General features: G+C 40.8%; 16 protein-coding genes and 2 pseudogenes. 7 read left to right on the top strand and 11 right to left on the bottom strand.

The window, feature by feature from the left end; all coding sequences use genetic code 11:
• Positions 1-102: 102 nt before the first annotated feature.
• Positions 103-1,698 carry a bifunctional metallophosphatase/5'-nucleotidase gene (locus tag UB51_RS10145; protein ID WP_044877199.1) on the bottom strand — a complete coding sequence of 532 codons (1,596 nt, stop codon included), beginning with the start codon at positions 1,696-1,698 and terminating at the stop codon, positions 103-105.
• Between the two features lie 307 nt (positions 1,699-2,005).
• On the opposite strand from UB51_RS10145, the gene UB51_RS10150 reads away from it, so the two are divergent.
• The 5 genes from UB51_RS10150 to UB51_RS10170 all read left to right on the top strand — a co-directional run bounded on the left by UB51_RS10150 (position 2,006) and on the right by UB51_RS10170 (position 6,337).
• The gene (locus UB51_RS10150) at positions 2,006-2,986 is read left to right on the top strand and encodes a phosphate/phosphite/phosphonate ABC transporter substrate-binding protein (protein WP_044877200.1); all 981 of its coding nucleotides are present in this window, start codon (positions 2,006-2,008) and stop codon (positions 2,984-2,986) included.
• 167 nt (positions 2,987-3,153) lie between these two features.
• Positions 3,154-3,948 (top strand): phosphonate ABC transporter ATP-binding protein, encoded by a 795-nt coding sequence (phnC, locus tag UB51_RS10155; protein ID WP_044877201.1) that lies wholly within the window; start codon positions 3,154-3,156, stop codon positions 3,946-3,948.
• Positions 3,945-4,715: a phosphonate ABC transporter, permease protein PhnE gene (gene phnE, locus UB51_RS10160; protein WP_044877202.1), complete on the top strand. Its 771-nt coding sequence runs from the start codon at positions 3,945-3,947 to the stop codon at positions 4,713-4,715. Before phnC ends, phnE (UB51_RS10160) begins: the two co-directional genes overlap by 4 nt.
• Positions 4,712-5,509: a phosphonate ABC transporter, permease protein PhnE gene (gene phnE / locus UB51_RS10165; RefSeq protein ID WP_445322360.1), complete on the top strand. Its 798-nt coding sequence runs from the start codon at positions 4,712-4,714 to the stop codon at positions 5,507-5,509. The genes phnE (UB51_RS10160) and phnE (UB51_RS10165) overlap by 4 nt, the downstream gene beginning before the upstream one ends.
• A 162-nt stretch (positions 5,510-5,671) precedes the next feature.
• Positions 5,672-6,337: an S-layer homology domain-containing protein gene (locus UB51_RS10170; RefSeq protein WP_044877203.1), complete on the top strand. Its 666-nt coding sequence runs from the start codon at positions 5,672-5,674 to the stop codon at positions 6,335-6,337.
• A 598-nt stretch (positions 6,338-6,935) separates the two neighbouring features.
• On the opposite strand, the gene UB51_RS10175 is transcribed toward UB51_RS10170, so the two are convergent.
• From UB51_RS10175 to UB51_RS26380, 9 genes and pseudogenes are all read right to left on the bottom strand, one after another.
• On the bottom strand, positions 6,936-7,487 hold the full coding sequence (locus UB51_RS10175; protein ID WP_044877204.1) for a CueP family metal-binding protein: 552 nt from the start codon (positions 7,485-7,487) through the stop codon (positions 6,936-6,938).
• Positions 7,488-7,727: 240 nt separating this feature from the next.
• Positions 7,728-8,720: a phosphotransferase enzyme family protein gene (locus UB51_RS10180; RefSeq protein WP_044877205.1), complete on the bottom strand. Its 993-nt coding sequence runs from the start codon at positions 8,718-8,720 to the stop codon at positions 7,728-7,730.
• An 86-nt stretch (positions 8,721-8,806) separates the two neighbouring features.
• A pseudogene (locus tag UB51_RS27770) lies at positions 8,807-9,007 on the bottom strand (MFS transporter); the annotation flags it as partial.
• Between the two features lie 52 nt (positions 9,008-9,059).
• Positions 9,060-9,371, bottom strand: coding sequence for an ArsR/SmtB family transcription factor (locus tag UB51_RS10185; RefSeq protein WP_044880032.1), 312 nt, complete (start codon positions 9,369-9,371; stop codon positions 9,060-9,062).
• Positions 9,372-9,434: 63 nt separating this feature from the next.
• A complete protein-coding gene (locus UB51_RS10190) occupies positions 9,435-11,636 on the bottom strand; it encodes a M1 family metallopeptidase (RefSeq protein WP_144406996.1) in 2,202 nt (733 codons plus the stop codon).
• 144 nt (positions 11,637-11,780) lie between these two features.
• Positions 11,781-12,140, bottom strand: coding sequence for an EFR1 family ferrodoxin (locus UB51_RS29685; RefSeq protein ID WP_052675849.1), 360 nt, complete (start codon positions 12,138-12,140; stop codon positions 11,781-11,783).
• Positions 12,141-12,167: 27 nt separating this feature from the next.
• A pseudogene (locus UB51_RS28940) lies at positions 12,168-12,503 on the bottom strand (FMN-binding protein); the annotation flags it as partial.
• Positions 12,504-13,160: 657 nt separating this feature from the next.
• Positions 13,161-14,399, bottom strand: coding sequence for an aminopeptidase (locus tag UB51_RS10205; protein ID WP_044877207.1), 1,239 nt, complete (start codon positions 14,397-14,399; stop codon positions 13,161-13,163).
• A gap of 252 nt (positions 14,400-14,651) precedes the next feature.
• Positions 14,652-18,092 carry a metallophosphoesterase gene (locus UB51_RS26380; RefSeq protein WP_082063298.1) on the bottom strand — a complete coding sequence of 1,147 codons (3,441 nt, stop codon included), beginning with the start codon at positions 18,090-18,092 and terminating at the stop codon, positions 14,652-14,654.
• 453 nt (positions 18,093-18,545) lie between these two features.
• On the opposite strand from UB51_RS26380, the gene UB51_RS10215 reads away from it, so the two are divergent.
• Both UB51_RS10215 and UB51_RS10220 read left to right on the top strand, forming a co-directional pair.
• Positions 18,546-19,250 (top strand): DsbA family oxidoreductase, encoded by a 705-nt coding sequence (locus UB51_RS10215; protein ID WP_234405597.1) that lies wholly within the window; start codon positions 18,546-18,548, stop codon positions 19,248-19,250.
• 249 nt (positions 19,251-19,499) lie between these two features.
• Positions 19,500-20,072: a nucleotidyltransferase family protein gene (locus UB51_RS10220; RefSeq protein WP_044880037.1), complete on the top strand. Its 573-nt coding sequence runs from the start codon at positions 19,500-19,502 to the stop codon at positions 20,070-20,072.
• Positions 20,073-20,167: 95 nt separating this feature from the next.
• On the opposite strand, the gene UB51_RS10225 is transcribed toward UB51_RS10220, so the two are convergent.
• Positions 20,168-20,401 (bottom strand): hypothetical protein, encoded by a 234-nt coding sequence (locus tag UB51_RS10225; RefSeq protein ID WP_044877208.1) that lies wholly within the window; start codon positions 20,399-20,401, stop codon positions 20,168-20,170.
• Between the last annotated feature and the right edge of the window lie 37 nt (positions 20,402-20,438).

The raw sequence follows: 20,438 nt of genomic DNA on the forward strand, positions 1-20,438 counted from the left end.
AAAAGCGCTTACTTAACACTTTATATGACTTACAAATATTTGTAAATAAAATTCAAATATTTGTATCTAAAGTCCCTACTGTATGCAAAATTCGACAAAAAACTATGCCCCAGAAATAACATGCCAATTGTCATTTACCGTGGAAACAATAGTTCCTTTGTCCCTAATGTAGTCTGCAAGGATCTCAACCATATCCACTGAGATTTCCTTAACTATAGGTTTATCTTTGAACATACTGTACTCTCCCCCACCACTAGCACGGTAATTATTCATAACAACGACATACTGCTTGTCAGCAAGGATAGGCATCCCCTCTCTCTCCAAGTTCACAATTCGTTCTCCATGCGCTTTAGATACATTGATCGTATAGTTAAGCCCCTCCCACATATCGTAGTTGAAGTGCTGTGTCTTCGGATAAAGAAACGCTGAACTAACTTCGATGTCTCCCGAATCATTTAAATGAAAATACTGTGCAGACCGCTCTAAGGCTGCCTTAATATCTCTACCTTCCAATCTCAGGACACGTAATGTATTCGGGTATTTATAATTAATCATAATATCTCTCATCGTGATAATCGAGTCGAACCCAGGGGCCAGATCATCAAACAAGGCGGTACAGGAAATTTCAGCCCCACTAATTTCCATCTGTACTCGTTGAATCCATTCGATGAACGGATGCTCTGTCATTCGTGCTTGAAATGGATTTAAAATACGCATGTTATCTCCTTCAACAAATCCAATAGGCTGATCAAGCCATTGTTGAAGGTTATTCTCCGCAGGAGTTGTTAACTCAGACACGATAGGATCAGCGACGAAACTTTCACAACTCACGATCTCTGATTGTTTATGGTTGACGATCCACTTATGTTCCACCTTCTGAAGCGAGAGCGTAACTTTCCCCACAAATTGCCCTTCACTACCCGGTTGCACTACGCATACTCCAGCTACTTCCTCGCCGGATATAACTCTGTGCTGATGACCACTTAATAGTACGTCAATGCCAGATACTTCTTCACAAAGCGCGTACCCTAGATTCTCACCTGTGAGTGACTCAGTAGGTTCGCCTGACACAAGATCTCTTTCGAACCCTCCATGATAAGAAACGATAACGACATCCACTTGTTCTTGCTCTCGTAAATATGGAACCCATTGTTTAGCTGCTACTATAGGATTGGTAAATGTGATCCCTTCAAGATGATTAGGATGCTCCCAGTTCGGAACATAATGAGTCGTTAACCCCAGTACCGCGAGCCGGACACCATTATCCCATTCCCATATCCGATAAGGTGTGCCGAATAAAGGTTCTCCTGTCTCTTCGGACAGTACGTTAGCGGATAACCATGGAAAAGAGGAAGCTGTAAATGCCTTTTCTAAATAACTTTTACCAAAATTAAACTCATGATTACCAGGTACAACAGCATCATAATTCATAGCATTCATGCATTCTATCACGGTAGTCGGTCGTGATTGATCTACCTTAGCTTGGTGATAGGTTAAAGGCGACCCTTGTAGAAAATCCCCATTGTCTATAAGAAGTACCTCTTCGCTATGCTGTCTGTGTTCATTGATAAGACTGGAGATAACCGATAGCCCTTGATTGATAGAGCTTCCATCTACATAAGAATATGGCATCATGTATCCGTGTACATCACTTGTCTCCAATATAACGATCCTCATAGTTGCATGTTCTTCCTTCATTACGTATGCCCCCCCCTAATACAATATGTAATATGCATTTTCAATATTTGTAATTTCTGTGCATTAAGTCTTTCCACAATAGTATACAGACGTTTCGTCAATTGATATAAAGTGCTCTATGAAAACAATGTAAAATCATATGAATAAACTCCACGATTTTTTTACATAGATTTGAATAAAATCGACGTTACATTTGACCCTTCTTTTTCCTAAAACTGCTAGCATGGAACTTGTCGGAATTGAACTATAGCTTATAAATGCTAACATCGGTCCGGCGGTATCTAGATATAATGAGGGGGAATTAGTTTTGTTTAAGAAAACATCAACACTCTGTATGATTTTGCTTCTTGGTGCAAGTCTAGCCGCATGTGGAGGAAACAACAAGGCGAATAACGCAGCCGCTCCAGCAGGAAACGCTACGACACCAACAACAGAAGCTAAAACAGAAACCGGGTATGCACCAAAGGAATTAAAAGTACAATTTGTTCCTTCTCAGAATGCTGAGACACTTGAAGCCAAAACCAAGCCACTTGAAAAACTGTTAGGTGACCAGTTGAACATTCCAGTTCATGTCACGGTTTCACCTGACTATAATACAATTGTAGAGGCGCTGTCTTCTAAACAAGTCGATGTCGGATTTCTTCCTCCGAACGCTTATGTACTTGCACATGACTTGAGACAATCGGCTGATCTGCTCCTTCAAGCTCAACGCTTTGGCGTTAAGGATGAGACTGGAGAACCTACTGAAGAGAAAGTAGATTTCTACAAAGCAATGATTATCGTTAAGAAGGATTCAGATATTAAAAGTATTAAAGATTTAAAAGGTAAAAAAATAGGTTGGCAAGATGTGACCTCTTCCGCCGGTTATGTTTTTCCTGCAGCAGAGATGAAAAAAGCGGGTATTGATCCTGATACAGATGTACAAGGCATCACGATTAAGGGACATGACGCAGCTATCATGGCTTTACTTAATGGACAAGTTGACGCTGTTGCTATTTTCCAAGATGCTCGTAACACGGTGAAAAAGGATGTTCCCGATGTATTTGAACAGACACGTGCCATTCACTTCACTACTCCAATCCCGAACGATACAATCAGTGTCCGTTCTGATATGAGTCAGGAATGGCGGGAAAAGATTAGTCAAGCCTTCATAGCCATTACAGAAGATCCAGAAGGCGCTCAAATCGTAAAAGATATTTATACGCATGTAGGTTATGAAGTCGGCGATGATAGTAACTTTACACCTGTACGTGAGTATGCAGAAGCTGTAGGTCAGAAGATCAAATAGATTCATAGCCATGAATAGAACCTCTGTCCACCTTTCGAACTGTAATCTAGAAACTGGATAATCCATATTTCATTCACGCCGCTCACGGTTTGTCAAACGTGGCGGCGCTGTCTGCTTATGTAAGTTATACATCGATATCATCAATAGAGAAAGCGGGATTAATAACTATGATTGAATTGACACACGTCTCCAAAACCTATCCAAATGGAACCATTGGATTACATGATATTAATCTAACGATTAAAGAAGGTGAATTTGTTGTTATTGTGGGATTATCCGGTGCTGGTAAATCTACTCTGTTACGCTCGATAAATCGACTCAGTGATGTATCCTCTGGAGATATTCGAATCCATGGCCAATCAATCACTGCTGCTTCGGGTAAGGAATTGCGTTCGATTCGTCGTAATATAGGGATGATTTTTCAAAGCTTTAATTTGATTAAAAGATCTACCGTGCTACAAAATGTACTTTCGGGTCGTGTAGGTTATCATTCTACATTAAGAACGATATTCGGCTCTTTTCCGAAACGGGACGTTGATATCGCATTAACTGCCTTAGAAAGAGTGAATATTCGGGAAAAAGCTTACATAAGGGCCGATCAACTGTCTGGAGGACAGCAGCAACGTGTATCTATTGCCCGTGCACTTGCACAAGAAGCCACCATTATTCTAGCGGATGAACCTGTAGCTTCACTCGATCCCCTAACCACTCGTCAAGTAATGGATGATTTACAACGGATTAATCGAGAATTGAATATTACAACGATTGTAAATCTTCATTTTATTGATTTAGCACGTGAGTATGCTACTCGAATTATCGGATTACGCGCTGGAGAAATCGTATTCGATGGGAGTGTCCAAGAAGCAACAGATGAGAAGCTAGCTGAAATATATGGACGTCCAGTAAAAGCAGATGAACTGCTAGACACAAACGCAGACGTTCATCTCGTAGGTGTACAATGACAGCCATTCAACCACAGAAAGGTAAACGTATCGCTACTTGGATATTATTTCTAGTGATCATTATTGTGTGCTCTGTGTATGTAGAGGTCACACCTTATCAGCTTTTTGTAGGATTACCACAGATGGGTGTACTACTTAAGGAAATGTTCCCACCAGATTGGAGCTATGTTTCTACGGTATGGGGACCTACGATTCAGACGATCAAAATTGCAGTTGCAGGAACCCTTCTCGGAGCCATTCCAGCCATTCCCGCAGCATTGTTATGTGCTCATAATGTTACGCCTTATAAGACTATATCTGTCCCGATGCGCACTCTACTGAATCTAGTGCGTACTGTGCCTGATCTTTTATTTGCGGCTGTATTCGTAGCTATATTCGGAATTGGTCCGTTTGCAGGTATGTTGGCGCTCTTGTTCTTCTCTTTCGGGATTATTACCAAATTGACGTATGAATCAATAGAAGCAATCGACCCGGGCCCGCTTGAAGCTATGACTGCTGTCGGAGCTAATCGAATTCAACTGATTGTCTTTGGTGTTATACCACAAGCCATTCCTGCTTTTGTCTCCTATCTTTTGTATACATTTGAAATTAATATTCGTGCGGCCACTGTACTTGGATTTGTTGGAGCTGGGGGTATTGGACTCTTACTTAATCAGTCACTTGGGCTATTCCGATATGACCGTGCAGCAACCATTATTCTACTAACACTCACGGTCGTTCTAATCATCGATTATGCTAGCACTAGCATACGGAGGAAGCTGTTATGAACAAGAAAATGTCTTCCCCATCTCTTACAACTCAACTACGTAAATGGCTAATCGTTCTACTTATTATTATTGTGTTTATATGGTCTTTGCTAGGTTTAGACTTTCAAGGATTACAAGCGACCGCTGGGACAGTATCTTTGTCTATACTTAAAGGCTTCCTACATCCAGATTGGGCATTTGTTTACTTACCTGAAGGGGAAGATCTGCTCCGAGGTCTGCTAGAAACGTTAGTAATCTCCATTCTAGGTACATTTGTGTCGGCTATTCTCTGCTTTCCATTTGCCTTCTGGGCAGCAGCTAATATGAGTAGACTTCGTATCTTTTCTGGATTGGGCAAGTTCACATTGAGCGTTATTCGAGTGTTTCCAGAAATGATCGTAGCCATCTTGTTTATTAAAGCCGTTGGACCCGGTTCATTCGCTGGAGTGCTGGCACTTGGCGTCCATTCCATCGGTATGTTAGCTAAGTTATTCTCCGAGACCATTGAAGGGATAGATCGCGGACCTCAAGAAGCTCTAATCGCTTCTGGGGCCAATCGAATCCAAATGATTCGGTTTGCTGTTATTCCTCAGGTTATGCCCCATTTCCTTTCATACTCGTTATATCGATTTGAGATTAATATCCGGTCTGCGACAACTCTGGGGTTAGTCGGTGCGGGTGGGATTGGAACACCGTTGATCTTCGCCCTTCAAGTTCGCAATTGGAACCGTGTTGGAATCATATTACTCGGCATTGTCGTGCTAGTGATTGTGACAGACTTTATTTCCGGTTGGTTGCGTAAAAAGATGATATAGAGATTCTTATAATGGGCGATAGATTACAAAGGGAACATCATTTCCGAGTGTGTACTTGGATAATGATGTTCTCTTTATTTTCCATATCCTGCAACATTAATTAAAATAAGTACGTCTACAAGAATAAGAATAACGACAATAAATTATCAATAGGAGTGAGTCATGATGAAAATGAAAACTTTAGTAACGAGCTTAACCGTAGCTTCAATTCTTTCCCTCTCATTCGGAGGCCCGCTATTTGCGGCAGCGAAAGATTTTGCAGATATAGATAAGACGGCTGGCAAAGAAAAAATTATCGCATTACATGAACAAGGCATTATCAATGGGATAACCGCTACTGAATTCAGACCTGAACTTACGCTTAACAATGCACAAGGTATTCAGCTCATCACGAAAGGTCTACATCTTGATCTAGCCGCTATTGATTTCGTCAAAATTCCTGAAGCCAGTGATTTATTCTCTAATATTAAAGATAATGCTTGGTTCGCAGAGGCATTCATCAATGCCTTTTATAATGACATAGACATCCCCAAAAACATCGACCCATCCAAGCCTATGACTAAGGAACAGTTCACTTATTTCTTGATACGAGGAGTAGAGCGGATCGGAAATTTACCAAAGATTAATATTGTCCCTGCAAAAATTTCGGATGCGAAGGATATTACAGCTTCATACCAAGGAGCTATTCAACGTTCACTAACTTGGAAGATTAATACTCTTACTAATAAAGACAAATTTAATCCTACAAATGAAATCTCTCGTGCAGAAGCAGCAGTAATGCTATATAACGCGATTGAGTTCCTGAATGAGAGTAACGTACAACAGTAGGACATGATCCTTTCAAGAAGAAGTGGCTGTCCCATAAGTAGATTAATCTTCTGACGAGACACTCACTTTTCTAAAAAAAGAGACTGATGTCCAAAAAAGCAGGTCAAGGTGTAAAGTGACCCCTTAGCACATACCAGTTGTCTGATAAAATTTCTTCTTTAACGATTCGGATCTGTTGATTCATGTCTTAACCTCCCTGAAATCTTATAGATCAATTGGATGAGCCCGGTTCGACTTCCCTTTTCTTGATGCCTGATCCTTTTTTTGATTATATAGGGTTACGTGACGTCACCTTCAAGCTTTTTTTAACTAAATCATTTCTGTAAGGTAATCTCTGGTTAAATGGATTTCTATCACTTGTATTCATGTTGCAAATTTCTCCTTTTCATGTGAATAGAATCTAATGAAATGAACGCAAAGAAAACGTATCCTTTATGGGTTCATGTATACTCAGCGATAATGATGAATGTTCATGACAGGAACATTGGTAGCACAAACAAACCTTGGATAGGCATTTGTCTGAAATCACCTGTTATTAATCTTCAAGATATTCTGATCTTGTAGAGAATCGATATTTTGAATTAAAAAAAGCGCTCAATTACGCGCTTTTTCCCCCTAGTAATTGCATAGTTGTGATGCAAGTGTTGTCGCTTTCGAACGTAGAAATCTCGGACTCTGCTGATTTCCCGCCGTGCACGATTGTTATGCGATATTTTTTGTCATGTGGTAGCCAGAGATCGATAAATCCGTTCGATTGGGATTTCATTGTTTGGTCCAATATCACGTTGCCTTCCATATCTTCGATGTTTACGCTAAACTCTTGTTTCACCATTTCTCCTTGACAGCCAGTCAAGCTATGGGTTGCACAAGGGTGGGTTCCCTCGATATACGGCGCAATGGAAACAAAAAACTCGTTCTCAGGTAAGTCATAGGTTAACGGGTCTACTTCGCCCCCGGTCACGATGAGTTGCTTCGAAGTGATTGAGGCGGACAGGTTTTCTATGTTTCCTACACTGTATTCCTGTACCAATTGCTTAATCTCTTGCGCATCAATTTTGATAGGCTCTTTTTTTTCGACGCTACCTGTTAAGAAATACGCCCCTACCGCAACAACAACCACTCCTGTAGCCACCACTATTTTTTTTCTCAACTGGACTTCATCTCCTTGTCTCTTTTAACATGTTATTTTCTATCTCCGCGTATCTCTCATTCTCTGTCATTAGTATAACTATTATAACCTTGCCAGCACAACATTGAGGGCTGGGCGAAACTGTGAAAAATATGCAAAAAAGGAATAGAAACATAAAAAAGACGATATCCAGAAAGTCGAAAGACTTCGTGGTACCGCCTTTTCCATATAAAACGTAAATTTAATATCATGAATTACCCGTTACAAGGTAGAATATTTAATGATATTTGTTATACGTTCATAATTCAAACAAATAGATGGATAGTTATTTTCCAAACGGAATCGGTAAAGATTTAATATCCTAACCTGTTCTTCACTTAAGCTCTCTGCATCCCAGTACATATGCATTAGGCAATATTCAAAAATCTCTTTTAGTTTAAAAAACAAAGGTAGTTTTTCGATCATGTCTAGCGGTAGACTATGTTCTTCTAAATAACCCGCAAACAAGGATTCAGCAATAGATTGAGCATAGTCATTTATATTACCCTTCCCGGCGAACGAAAATTCAAGAGCCGAATATATCGGAACTACTAAATCATAAAGATAATAATGTCGTTCACAATCTTGAAAATCTATAATAGTGATATTTGACTGATTTGCCACTAACACATTCTCTAACCATATATCCCCGTGCAACAAACCATATGTATTGCTATTTCTAGGTAATTGTTGAACCTCAGCTAATACTGCCTCAGCTAACTCTCTAATTATAGTTTCCTCAGCAGGGATATACTTCAAAAAATAATACTCTTCATTTTCATTCCACTCTTTAATATATTCCAATTCGGTTTGACTCTCATACCGTGCAGTGATGCGATGCATTTTACCGATTTCCCGACCTAAATCCTTGAATATTTCACTATTCCAACTAGAACGAGGCAAATGAATTCCTTTGGCAGCTTTAAATAGAACAATACATTTTTCTTGAGGGAAATTTCCTGTTTCGACTAAATTACCTTCTATAGAAGGAACTACTGAAGGAACTCCGACTCCATGTTTACTTAAAAAGTTTATCCATTTTAATTCTTCCTGTTGTTCTTCATATGACTTATAACCAGTTATTCGAACAAAATATTCATTCTCATTATCGTTACAACGAAACATTTCATTGGTGATTTCCTCTATTTCATTAATTACAATAGGGTATTTCGCACTAATCTCTTTTAATATTATTTCTTTCATCTCAATAAGCATAATTTCTCCTTCTGAAGTCGATAGTATTTTATTAACTATTCTTCATACAAAAGGATTTACCTTTTTCAACAACTTATCCGTTGAGCTTAATTTACGTTTCTTTCCACTATGTTCGATTTGGAAATTTTTATTTTTATCATAATCGATAAGAAAGCAAGCAGTGAAAACATAATTCTGATCCAGATGAGTTGATGTATTCCCGAGTGAGAAATAAACCAACCTCCGATAGAAGTTCCTATAGTAATTCCAAGATTGGAAAATGAGATAAACAAGCTGTTTCCGAATTTACATATACAGAATTATAGATATATTAACACAAAAAAAGTACCTCCTCCCCGTTTATAGTTTCTTTTGGATATACTCGGAAAATTCCTGAAGGGTCTCTTCGTTCCGACGATAGTATGTCCACTTTCCAATTCGCTCTGATTCCAACAAACCAGCTTTTTGCATAGTGAACAAATAGCTGGAGATAACAGACTGTGCAAGTCCTGCTTTAGCCTGAATATCTCCCACGCATACGCCAATTCGAAAATTGAGGCCTTGTTGTAAATAAGGCTGTTCATCAAAGAACTCCTCTGGATTCTTTAACCATTGCATAATTTGACTACGAGTCTCGTTAGACAAAGCTTTATAAATCAATGTAGGTTCCATATAGATCATTATATCTACTTTTATAGATTTATAAATATCAAAGAGTATTTTCGTTATATTCCGTTATTCCGCGAATAGTTGTGCAAACGGATTTTCGACTTTATGTTCGTTGCTAATTTTACCTACGTTATTCAGCACATAATATTGATAGAAATGGTTTGAGAAACTCAATGATTCCGATGCTTTATCCATAAATGGATCAGCCACCTGATCACTTAATTGGTCCCCTGTCCAAAAATAATGCAGCATGAGACGATTCTGGTTATACGGATGTTTGATAATGTAGGCTCCGGATTGATTAGACTTATTCATGATATCCCGCCATTTAAACCCGACTGTATCAGCACGCTTGATGATTCCGGACTTCAAGGCTTGTATAAATCCATTCGTATCCGGTTTGCCGATTACAATGACATTGCTATCCCCTAACTCTTGCTTAAGCTTGTTTTTCAATACTTGGCGTTCTGTTATAACCGTTGGCTTTATCCCTGCTATTTGCATAAAGCCTTGAATCTGGTTGAGCAGTTGATCTTGTTGTTTTTTTGTTTTGTCCGATATCTGACCGTCGCTCATGATAATCGTTAACGGTTCGCCCTGCAACGTTTTATCGACTATTCGGCTCATCGTTTCAAATGGCACCTCTGGAAACTGGACAAACACCGAATGGTATATTGATTTAAATTGCTCGTGCATATAAGCAGCTTCCTCGTCCGCTGTTAGACGATATTCAGGCTTCAAAGAATAATTCGGGTTGCGCAAATCTGCTTCCCAATCATCCCTGATCTTTTTGCCCGCTTTGTTTTCAACAACCTGCAGTAGTCCGTCGATTGTTGCATTTTTGAATACATACTTGTCAAAATATGTCCTCATCAACTCATCAAACTTCTCTTCACCAAGCGTACGATACAACTCATAGATGGCTTGCCGACCTTTCTTATAAAAAATGGCATCGGGAGAATCCCCAACCTTATCATTGGTCGAATCAAGTGGACTATCTAACGATACTTCATCGAATTGAATCACCTTGAATCCATTTAACGGAATTCCTTGTTTCTCATAGAAATAAACCATAGAGAAATCGGCAAATCCTTCATCCAGAAATGACTCCGTCTCCGAATCATTTCCAATTAAGGCATGGAACCATTGATGCGCAATTTCATGGACAAATGCTGAATGGTTCAAAATATCAGGCTGGCCCTGGATCAAGCCCATTTGAATCGTTCGCGAAAATTCAACAGCGAGGCCTTCAACGTACGATTCAACAATTCTGAACTCTGGATAAGGATATTTACCATATTTTTCGCTGAAGAAGTTTATGACCTTAAAGGCTTGATCGATATATTGATCGATAATTTGTTTTTTGTCTTTCTGATTATCAAAGTAATAGTATTGAACGGTCAGCCCATCTCGTGTAACACTTTCTACTTTAAAATCCGGGCTCGCGAAGAAGACAAATTCTCTCGTGTTATTCGCAGTAGCCGTTACCGTCTTGCGTCCTGCATCGGCTTCCTGTTCAGTCAGTGTCCCAGGCATGGAAACCTTATACTCGGCGGGAACATTCAGAGTTACCTGGTAATCAGCAGAATCATAATAATCGGATTCAAATGTTGTACTGTAAGGAGTTTTGTCCCACATATGCTCTGCAGGGTCATAGACTGAGAGGACAGGAAACCAATGAGCGCCGTTGATAATATTTTTGTAGTAGGACAACCGCTGCGAACCATAAGGAATCTTTACGTCAAATTCAAGCTCCAGTGTGATAGATTGCCCGGGCTGTAATGCTTGTCCCAAAGTAACCGTAAGTGCCTGATTTGTATTATCAAACTTCAAGTGTTGTCCTGATGACTTGATATTGTTAATCTCAATGCCGCCCAGGAAATCCTCGGGTTTCTTATCCGGATTCTCCTTTGCCATTCGTTGATTTGAATGTTCGAATAAACTTGATTGTGTTTCCTTTGAACGGTTTGCATCTGCAAAGGTGTGAAATACAATATTGTCTAGTGTATCGCTCGTGTTGTTGCGATAGGTCACGGCTTCTGTGGCGTGAATCTTCATCGCCTTCTCATCAATCCTTGCGTCTACTTGATAGCGTGCAAGATGATGAACAGCCGTATTCGCTTCTACTAATAAATCGTTCTGAAGTGTTGGCTTTCCCGCCACCGCTATCCCCAACCCGGATACAGGGACAGCGGTTAATGCTACAACAAGACTGCCTGTAATGATGCACTTCGGTAATGTAATATTCCATTGTTTAAGTTTTTTCAAGTTGATCCTCCTAATTAGAAGTCCTAATCATAATCATAGAACTTCATCTGTGTATGAAGACTAGCATAACGCCCCTACCTTACACGAAATTAATTGGAACCTTACATGAACCTTAAAATGGAATATTGCTTTAACTTTCAGGCTCTATCTTCTCACCATTTCATCGATCCTTATATTTGGATTTGTGTATCTCCCTTTTTTTTCAGTCTCTTTCCCATATTGAATCGCACTCACGGGGCAATAATGGACACACACCAGACATAGAGTACAACGTTGCCCCCACTGTGGTTTATCGTCTACTTTAATGTTATTGCAGTTACAAACTCTCTCACAAGTATCACAATTGGTACAACGATCATTTACATGAAACTTTGTAGTATCAATCGCTTTTTTATTAAACATCGGATTTATAATGCCGGTTAATAACCACGGAAGAGCACCTTTTTCTACCTTAAATTCTCCTGTTACTCTTCGATTCCCGGTTCCCGAAAAGTAAAAAAGCATCGTATCATCATCTCGATTTCTGTATAATTATTCCTGCGCTTCGTCAAGTGCGTCTTCTATCGCTTCGAGATATGCTTTAGAGGTAAGGGTTGCTCCACTTATGGTATCCACCTGCAGCGACTGCGACTGGATTACCCTACCGAACAATTCATCTGTGGATGCTGACGACTGATTCTTCGCATGCTCTAATAGCTTGATGTCAGTAATTGGTCTTTGGTGAATACTGTATCCCACAATAAATTGATTTTTTGTCCCGATCTGTACGTTGTATCCGGGTTTCAACTGTCCGTTTTGCATGTGGACTTCTTTCATCCGCATGAATGTGGCATCTCGATCCGTCTTACTAAAACTGTTACGGTTACCGAGTGTTTCATGATATCTTTCGTACTTTTGCAGACGAGGGAGCAGATCTTTTCGAAGCGTTCGTACCGCTCTTTTCAGTGGTTTATCTTTTGGATTTTCCAGAAGACGATTTTCGATCTGTTGAACAGCTGTCTCCAGTTTATGACTTGTAAGCCCATCTTGCTCACCTAGCTCAGCAAGATCCTGACCCTTATATTTTACCAAAAAGAGCGATTTCTTTGTGTTGTTTTGGCGAAAAAGGTTGAACAATTTATGCTCAAAGTAGCGCAGAGGACGGAACGATTTCGGAAAATCGAGAGCGGTCGCCTAAAAGCTTTCCGAAGGAAAGCTACTCCGTAAGCATATGCCTTGGTCTCCGAATTTCAACTGCTGAGCAGTTTTAAACCAGAAATTTGGAGACCACAGCGATTGGAGAAACGATTCGTTCGCGGAGCGTCTCTCAAAACATCTAATTTTCGCCTACAAAAAAACAAATGGGGTGTCCCTAGCGATTTTCACGACTTATGGGACAGCCCCTTCTCGTTAAATATAAGCAAAATATAGTGAAAACTTATACTTTCTTATACTTGTACAAATGAAAATGCACCCCTCAGAATGATCATCCGTTTAAACCCACAAGTGGGTACCGATGTTTACTCTAAGGGGTGCTATTTATCTTTATATTTTATATGCCCATTTCCCTTTCCGGAATACGGGTTCAACTGTTCCATCTGCCAGTTCACCGTCAATCTCTAAATCAGCAGATCCGATCATGAAATCTACGTGTGTCAAGCTAACATTAGCACCTCTGGCTAGTAGTTCCTCCTTGCTCATCTTTGTCCCACCTTCTATATTAACGGGATATGCACTACCGAGTGCAAAGTGACAAGAGGCATTCTCATCAATCCCTGTGTTATAAAAAATGCGGTTCATCTGCGAAATAGAAGAATCATGAGGTACAAGCGCCATCTCACCTAGATAAGATGCACCTTCATCGGTTTCTAGTAACGAGGTCAAATGTTCACGTCCTGATGCTGCATCATATTCTACCACTCTACCCTCTTTAAATTGTAACTTGATCCCTTCTACCAGTCGCCCATTCAAATTTAACGGAAGCGTGCTTGTCACCGTACCATTCACACCTGTACGTAACGGCATCGTATAAATTTCTTCGGTTGGCATATTCGCTACAAAATATACGCCACTTTCGTTCTCACCACCGCCACCAGCCCACAGATGACCCTCTGGCATTTCGACGTGAAGATCGGTTCCCGGAGCACGATAATGCAGACTCTTATAACGTTTGGCATTCATTCGCTCATGGCTTTGCTTCAAATGACTAATATGCTCACGCCATGCCGCTACAGGATCTTCATTACCAACGCGGTTCATCAAGAATACGGCATCCCACATCGCGGATACTCGATCTTCTTCAGGGAGATCAGCGAATACTTTATTAGCCCAAGCAACGGTTGGCGCTTTAATCAGAGACCAACTCACTTTATTGTTTCGCACATAACCCTGATATGTCTCGCGTGCTATTGCAGCTGCTTTTACCGCTGTAGATACTTTAGATGAGTCAATGCCATTGAACAGTTCCGGATTAGGCACCTTAATATGTAGAATGGCTCCTCCCCCTTCAGCCAACTGCTCCATCATGTCTGCCTGCCACTTAGGATAGTAGCTGAAAGAATCATCAGAAGCCTTCTCATATCGGATGCGGGTGACCTGTTCATCCTCCCACTCCACCTGTACATATTTGGCGCCAGCTTCATAGGCCTTGGACACGATAAGTCTTGTTAAATCTACACTCTCTAACGGCGACTGCACGATTAAGACTTGTCCAGGTTGTATATTAACGCCTACTTTCACGACCAGCTCAGCATATTTATCTAACATCATATCAAACTCTTTCATCATCCATTCCTCCATAGTATTAAAGATTCACCTACTATAGTAACACTACTTTTAGTTTAACGTGGCGTTTATAACCTTTCTCATGCATCACGTTAGCTTCTGGAACAAACAAAGGCAGCCCTCAGGGGCTGCCTTTGTGGCTTGGCTAATGACGATACTTTACTGTGCAACTTGCCGATTTCGATTTCGAACTAAAAATTTCTAGGTAATAAAGCAAGAAAAATGTCTATTAGCCCAGAGTTTAACAGTCCCCTATGGTGTGCTGACCTCTACCGGATCTGAATTAATTCTGGTACCCACGGCTCTCACCACAAAATCATACTTAGTCGCTGTATTTATATTGTTAACCGTCAAGGTATAATCCATTTTTCCGGATTCCGAAGGCACATAAGCACTCCAGAAAGCTTTTACCTTGTCATTCTTCTCATAAATCCTAAAGCCTCTTACAGGTTCGCCACCAGCTGCAGGCGCCTTCCATGAAATGACGGCTTTATTTCCACTGATCTGAACCTTAGCTCCCTCCACTTTAGCCGGTTTCGTGTCTGTTCTCTTGATACCGTAATGATCATAGACTTTTACGCCATTATCGCCCGCCTTCTCGTCTTTTTTGGCTGCTGTATAAGCCGTAAACTGAAGCACGTCGCTAGAGACCGATACGTCTGTAAACATTTTTTTGTGCGGCTGATTGTTAATCGCTGCAAAGTAGTCATTGTAACCCGGATACTTTTCATAGAATTTATCACCAAAGGAGTTAGACATAAGATAAACTGTCCCCTTAGGATTAATCGCATTTCCTTGATTGTCGAATGACAGCTGACTAGTTGGAATAGTCTTGTCACCCAGCATCTGGAACGATCTCATATACATATGATCATGAGCTTCAAACACCATATCGATGCCCATCTCATCAAAGGTAGGAATCAGAATCTTTCTGTAGAACTGGACTCGGTCATCCTCCCATTCTCCAGCGTTATCACCTGCTGAGTAAGGTCCTTTGTGGAAGGTAACAAATTTCCATTTGGCATTACTCTTGGCTACCGTGTGTTTCATCCACTCGACCTGGGCCGTAAACTGTGGGTCCACCGATTTCACATCCTTGCCATTACTCGCTAACTCTCCACCATATTGGGAGTTAAATACAAGAATGAGAGCATCTCCATATTCGAAGGAATAGACGGATCCATCGTCAGTATTAGCTATGACCTTTTTGGGCAAGTTGAAATGGTTGTAGAAGTTAGAGTTGGCTGTTGTTTCGTCTCCGTCATAATCCTTTACTTCGTGACCGCCCAGTACCGGAACAATCGGTACATTCAGTAGTTGATTCTGTGGAAGTCCTAGCATCCACTGCCATTGCTCCTCTAAATCACCATTATCTACAAGATCCCCTGCATTGATCAGGAATTTAGGGTTACCAACGGTTTCAACTGCTTTTCGGAATGTATCCGCCCATGGCTCAAAGCCTGATTTACTTGAGGCCTGTGAATCAGATCCAGCTATAAAATGAAAAGGCTGATTGCTTGTTGTGTCGGTCTGGAACGAGCCGATTGAACTCCAACTATCTGAAGATCCACTACCGACACGGTATTTATACACCGTTCCAGGTGTCAGATTATTGGCGATGACTTTATGGCTGATAAATTTCTTCTTCTTGTTGCCCGTCCGATCGGCCTTTGTTATATAGGTCTGAATTTCTTCTGCACTACCTCCAAATACTAAGGCTTCATCCTCGGGAAAATTACTTCCTTGAACTTTGGAAGCTTCTACGACTTGCACTACCGAGCTTGTCAAGACATCTGTATACCATGTAAAGGCCCGGGTTGTTTTGGAATCCCCGTTAAATGTCATATTAATGAGCTTTGGTACGGAAGGCGTACTCTGCCCTCCCTGTATTGTAAAGCTCCATGAAATATCATTTGCGAGCATAACCTGATCATTTTTTCCCTTAATCAGTTCCTTGGGAACTTTGACGGTATAAGTTTGCCCACTTACAAATGAAGGATGTTTGATGTTCAAGGTGTCATTGTTAACAATTTCAGAAGTAACGGAGCCCAACGGTTTATTGCTTTTGTCTACGATGGTGACGCTATAGCCCGGATTGACTGAGACCGCTTTATTGAAGGTCACGGTTACCGGAGCTGCCTGAGTCACATTGGTTACACCGTCTTTTGGCGCCTTCGCCAGTTCGACTGTAGGGATTTCCACAGGACCACCCGTTATGGAACTTCCAGAAACACGTACATCTTTGATTCTGCTGGAGCCAGTGCTACCTATGCTCTTCCCATCTTTAGTGTTGGCATCTGAGCTGACAATCCAACGGATATACAGTAAATCTTGATTATTCGCGTTCGCTGGAAGGGGTACATCCACTAACTTGCACGTATTGCTCGCACAATTGAAACTGGAGACCACCATTTTCAAATTCGTGTTTGGTACGTCCGACCATGTGTTGTTGTTCGTACTGATTTGAACCTTGAAGTCTCGTGGTCCCGTACCGGAAGAATTTTGCTGTGAGGATAACGTTAAATTGTCATAACCTTTAGTAGAAACGGTCGCCAACCAGTACTTCTTACCGTTGCTCCCGTCCCAGCCCTGGTAACTTATGGCTTGCTGGCTGCTATCGTAATCCTCGTAGTAACCGCCTATGCTCCGAAACGTAGATGCGGTCTTGAATGTTCCATCCGTTGCCGGAAATACCCCGTTTTGTCCTGCGTTTGCAAAAATCCATTCTGCCAGTTTAGTCTTTTCCAGCGATGCCGCCGACTTCGTTGTAACTTCAATCTGGTTGCTTATGTCCGAATTGTTATTCGCAGAGTCATAAGCAATGACATGGTATCGGTATGTTGTATCCCGAATAACCCCTGCATCATCATACGATGTAGCTACTGTACTACTGATTTTGGAACCGTCACGATAAATGTGATATCCAGTAGTTCCAACATCGTCAGATGCCATCCAAGTCAGATTAATCGTCGAATCGGAAACCGCAGACCCGGCAAGATCAACTGGTGGGGTTGGAGGCGTTGTGTCGGAAGGAGGCTCCGTTCCCTTCAGTTCTCCTTCAACCGTAATGTTGATCAGTTGGCTTGAACCCTGATCACCGATGGTCGATCCAGAGGTGCTCACATTCGAATTGACAAGCCAGCGAATATACAATTTATCTTGATTATTAGCCGTATCTGGGAGAGGCGCTTTAATCAATGGAGTCGCTGTATCTGGATTCAATACAAGGTCCGGCAAGTCCGTACCTTCACCCGTTATGTTGAGCCAGTTCTGCTGATCTGTACTGATTTGAACCCTGAAATCACGAGGGCCAGTAGTCCCCTTACCTTGCAGCGCTGAGGATAACGTTATATTCTTATAATTTTTGGTTGGAACGACAGTGAGCCAATATTTATCCTTCCCTGTTTCTTGATGCCAGCCTTGGTAACGTATCGCTTTAATATCGTCATTCCAGTCATAATACGGTGCAGAAGGGACAGGTTGAAGCGTTGATGTTTCTTTATAAACGCCATCACTAGCGGGAAATATGCCTAGATCGGTTGGGTTGGACGTATATTTCCATTCTGCAAGCGTACTCGGAGCCACCACACTACCTTCAGCGAATGTGAGTCCGTTAAACTGTAATGTAATCACCATAAACGCCATGAGCAATGAAAGCATTCGCTTCCCTTTTTTACCCCAAATTATATTCATTTGCATCTCCTTCGCTTTTTTCATAAGTGTGCTATTCTTTGCCTGACTTCCTCCTAACCTCCCTTCCTCGTAAAATAAATCCCTGACAGCAACTCACAAAGTTAAAACGCTTTAACTTTTTTGAAATTAAAACGTCATAAATATGACAATCTGCTGTCATACACTTAATATACTATATTCCTAAAATAATAAGAACCATAAAAAAAGAGTTAGCATCTACTACAACCTTGCCAACTTCTAATCAATATATGAATTTAACTGTTCATAGGCGACTACTACAAACAAGCAAAGAAACTACCTCGAATGACCTGTTTAGTCAACCGATTTTCACGCTGCACAGTGCCTTTTAATATAAACAATAGCCACATTCATCTATAATGTTGCTAAATATCACCTAATCAGTTAAACTGTAATTATAAAAATTATAGATATGAACCTAAAGGAGAATAGATCATGACAATGAAAGTTGAATTCTGGTCAGATATTGTTTGCCCATGGTGTTATATAGGTAAACGCCGTTTCGAGAAAGCTCTATCTCAGTTTGAACATCAAGATCAGGTTGAAGTGATTTGGAGGAGCTTTGAGCTGGATCCATCGTCATCACGTGTGGGTGAAGATATTGTAGAATCCTTAACCAACAAATTTGGTAAATCAACCTCGGAAGTGAAACAAATGACAGAACAAATTGCTGCGCTTGCTGCACAAGATGGTCTTGAATACCGTTTCGACCTTATGAAATCCGGAAATTCGTTTGATGCGCATCGTTTGCTTCACTTGAGCGCCGAACAAGGCTTGCATAAAAATTTCAATGAGCTTCTCTACAAATCTTACTTTACGGACGGCATGCTCGTTGGTGATTTGGATTCACTCAAGAAAATAGCCGCAGAGGCTGGCCTTGATTCAGCCGAAGTAAATCGCGTGCTAGAGAGTGATGCATATGCTGACAAAGTAAGAGATGATGAAGCTCGTGCATCAAGTCTAAGAGTGAATGGTGTGCCTTTCGTGCTTGTAGATGATAAATATGCGATCTCAGGTGCACAATCTGTAGAAGTCTTCCTTGACACTCTTCGTAAAGGCTGGATTGAGACACATCCGCTTACGATGGCTGGTAACCCTGAAGATGGAAATAGCTGTGAAGGTGACAACTGTATCATCTAACCATCGATCCTTATGCTTGAAAATACGACTAAAGCCTCTGGAAAGAAAGAGTATAGTTTGGCGATAGAACTGGCATTCAAACTGACATAGGTTTGAATGCCAGTTTTTGTTATATAAATGTTATATAGATATATAACCCATACACTATAAAAGACATCATCGACTTGTTGAAAGAAATGCCTTCCCATGATCTTGCAATCAGATATAATTGGAATATATACGTTCGTGGAGGAGATAACTTTGAACGCAATGAAAGAACAAGATATTATTCAACTTGTTAAAGAAGACGTGTGGATGATGGATATATTAGTAACTGCCAAATCTTTAAATCTACCTGATTGGTGGGTCTGTGCTGGCTTTGTACGCTCTAAAATTTGGGATGTGCTTCACGGCTTTAAGGAAAGAACACCCATGCCAGATGTAGATGTAATCTATTTCGATAAAAGCAATCTTGATGAAGAAGAAGAAAAACAATTAGAAAAGAAGCTACGCAGCATGAACCCTAACATTCCTTGGTCTGTCAAAAATGAAGCAAGAATGCATCTGTTGAATAACTTACCCCCTTATTCATCATCCGTGGATGCGATCTCAAGGTTTCCAGAAACAGCAACCGCATTGGGGCTTACATTAGAGGAACTCAATAAAGTTGTCTTAATAGCCCCTTATGGCATAGATGATGTAGTCAATATGGTAATAAAACCTACACCGCGATTTGAAGAAACGAAAGCATTAGCACACATTTATGAAGAACGTATTGTAAAGAAAAATTGGCAAGGTACTTGGAATAAGATAAAGGTATCTCATATTCAGCAGAGCGACTAATATAATCAAATACGTCACAAAGCCAGCGGATTACCGCTGGCTTTGTTTACATCCTTGTATCAAATTCGTAGCCAATACTCAAAAAAATCATCCCATTATTCAAATCCTGTATGGTACTTCTTCTCACTGGAAGAAGTGTGCTTGGATTCACCCATACGCCGCTTCTCTTCTTGCTTCTCCATCGTCAGATCTTCCATCGGTATAGAGTCTACGGTCTGTTCGCTCTCAAACATATCCAATAAACTTTCATTCTCCGTTGGGTATTGCTCTGGATGATCTCTATTGCCTTCGGAATATTTAGAATTGTCATCCTGCTTCTGCTCAGTCATTGGGCTCACCCTGCTCTCTTAAAGGTATTTATTCGCC

The organism is Paenibacillus sp. IHBB 10380, assembly GCF_000949425.1.
Classification (GTDB): domain Bacteria; phylum Bacillota; class Bacilli; order Paenibacillales; family Paenibacillaceae; genus Paenibacillus_AQ.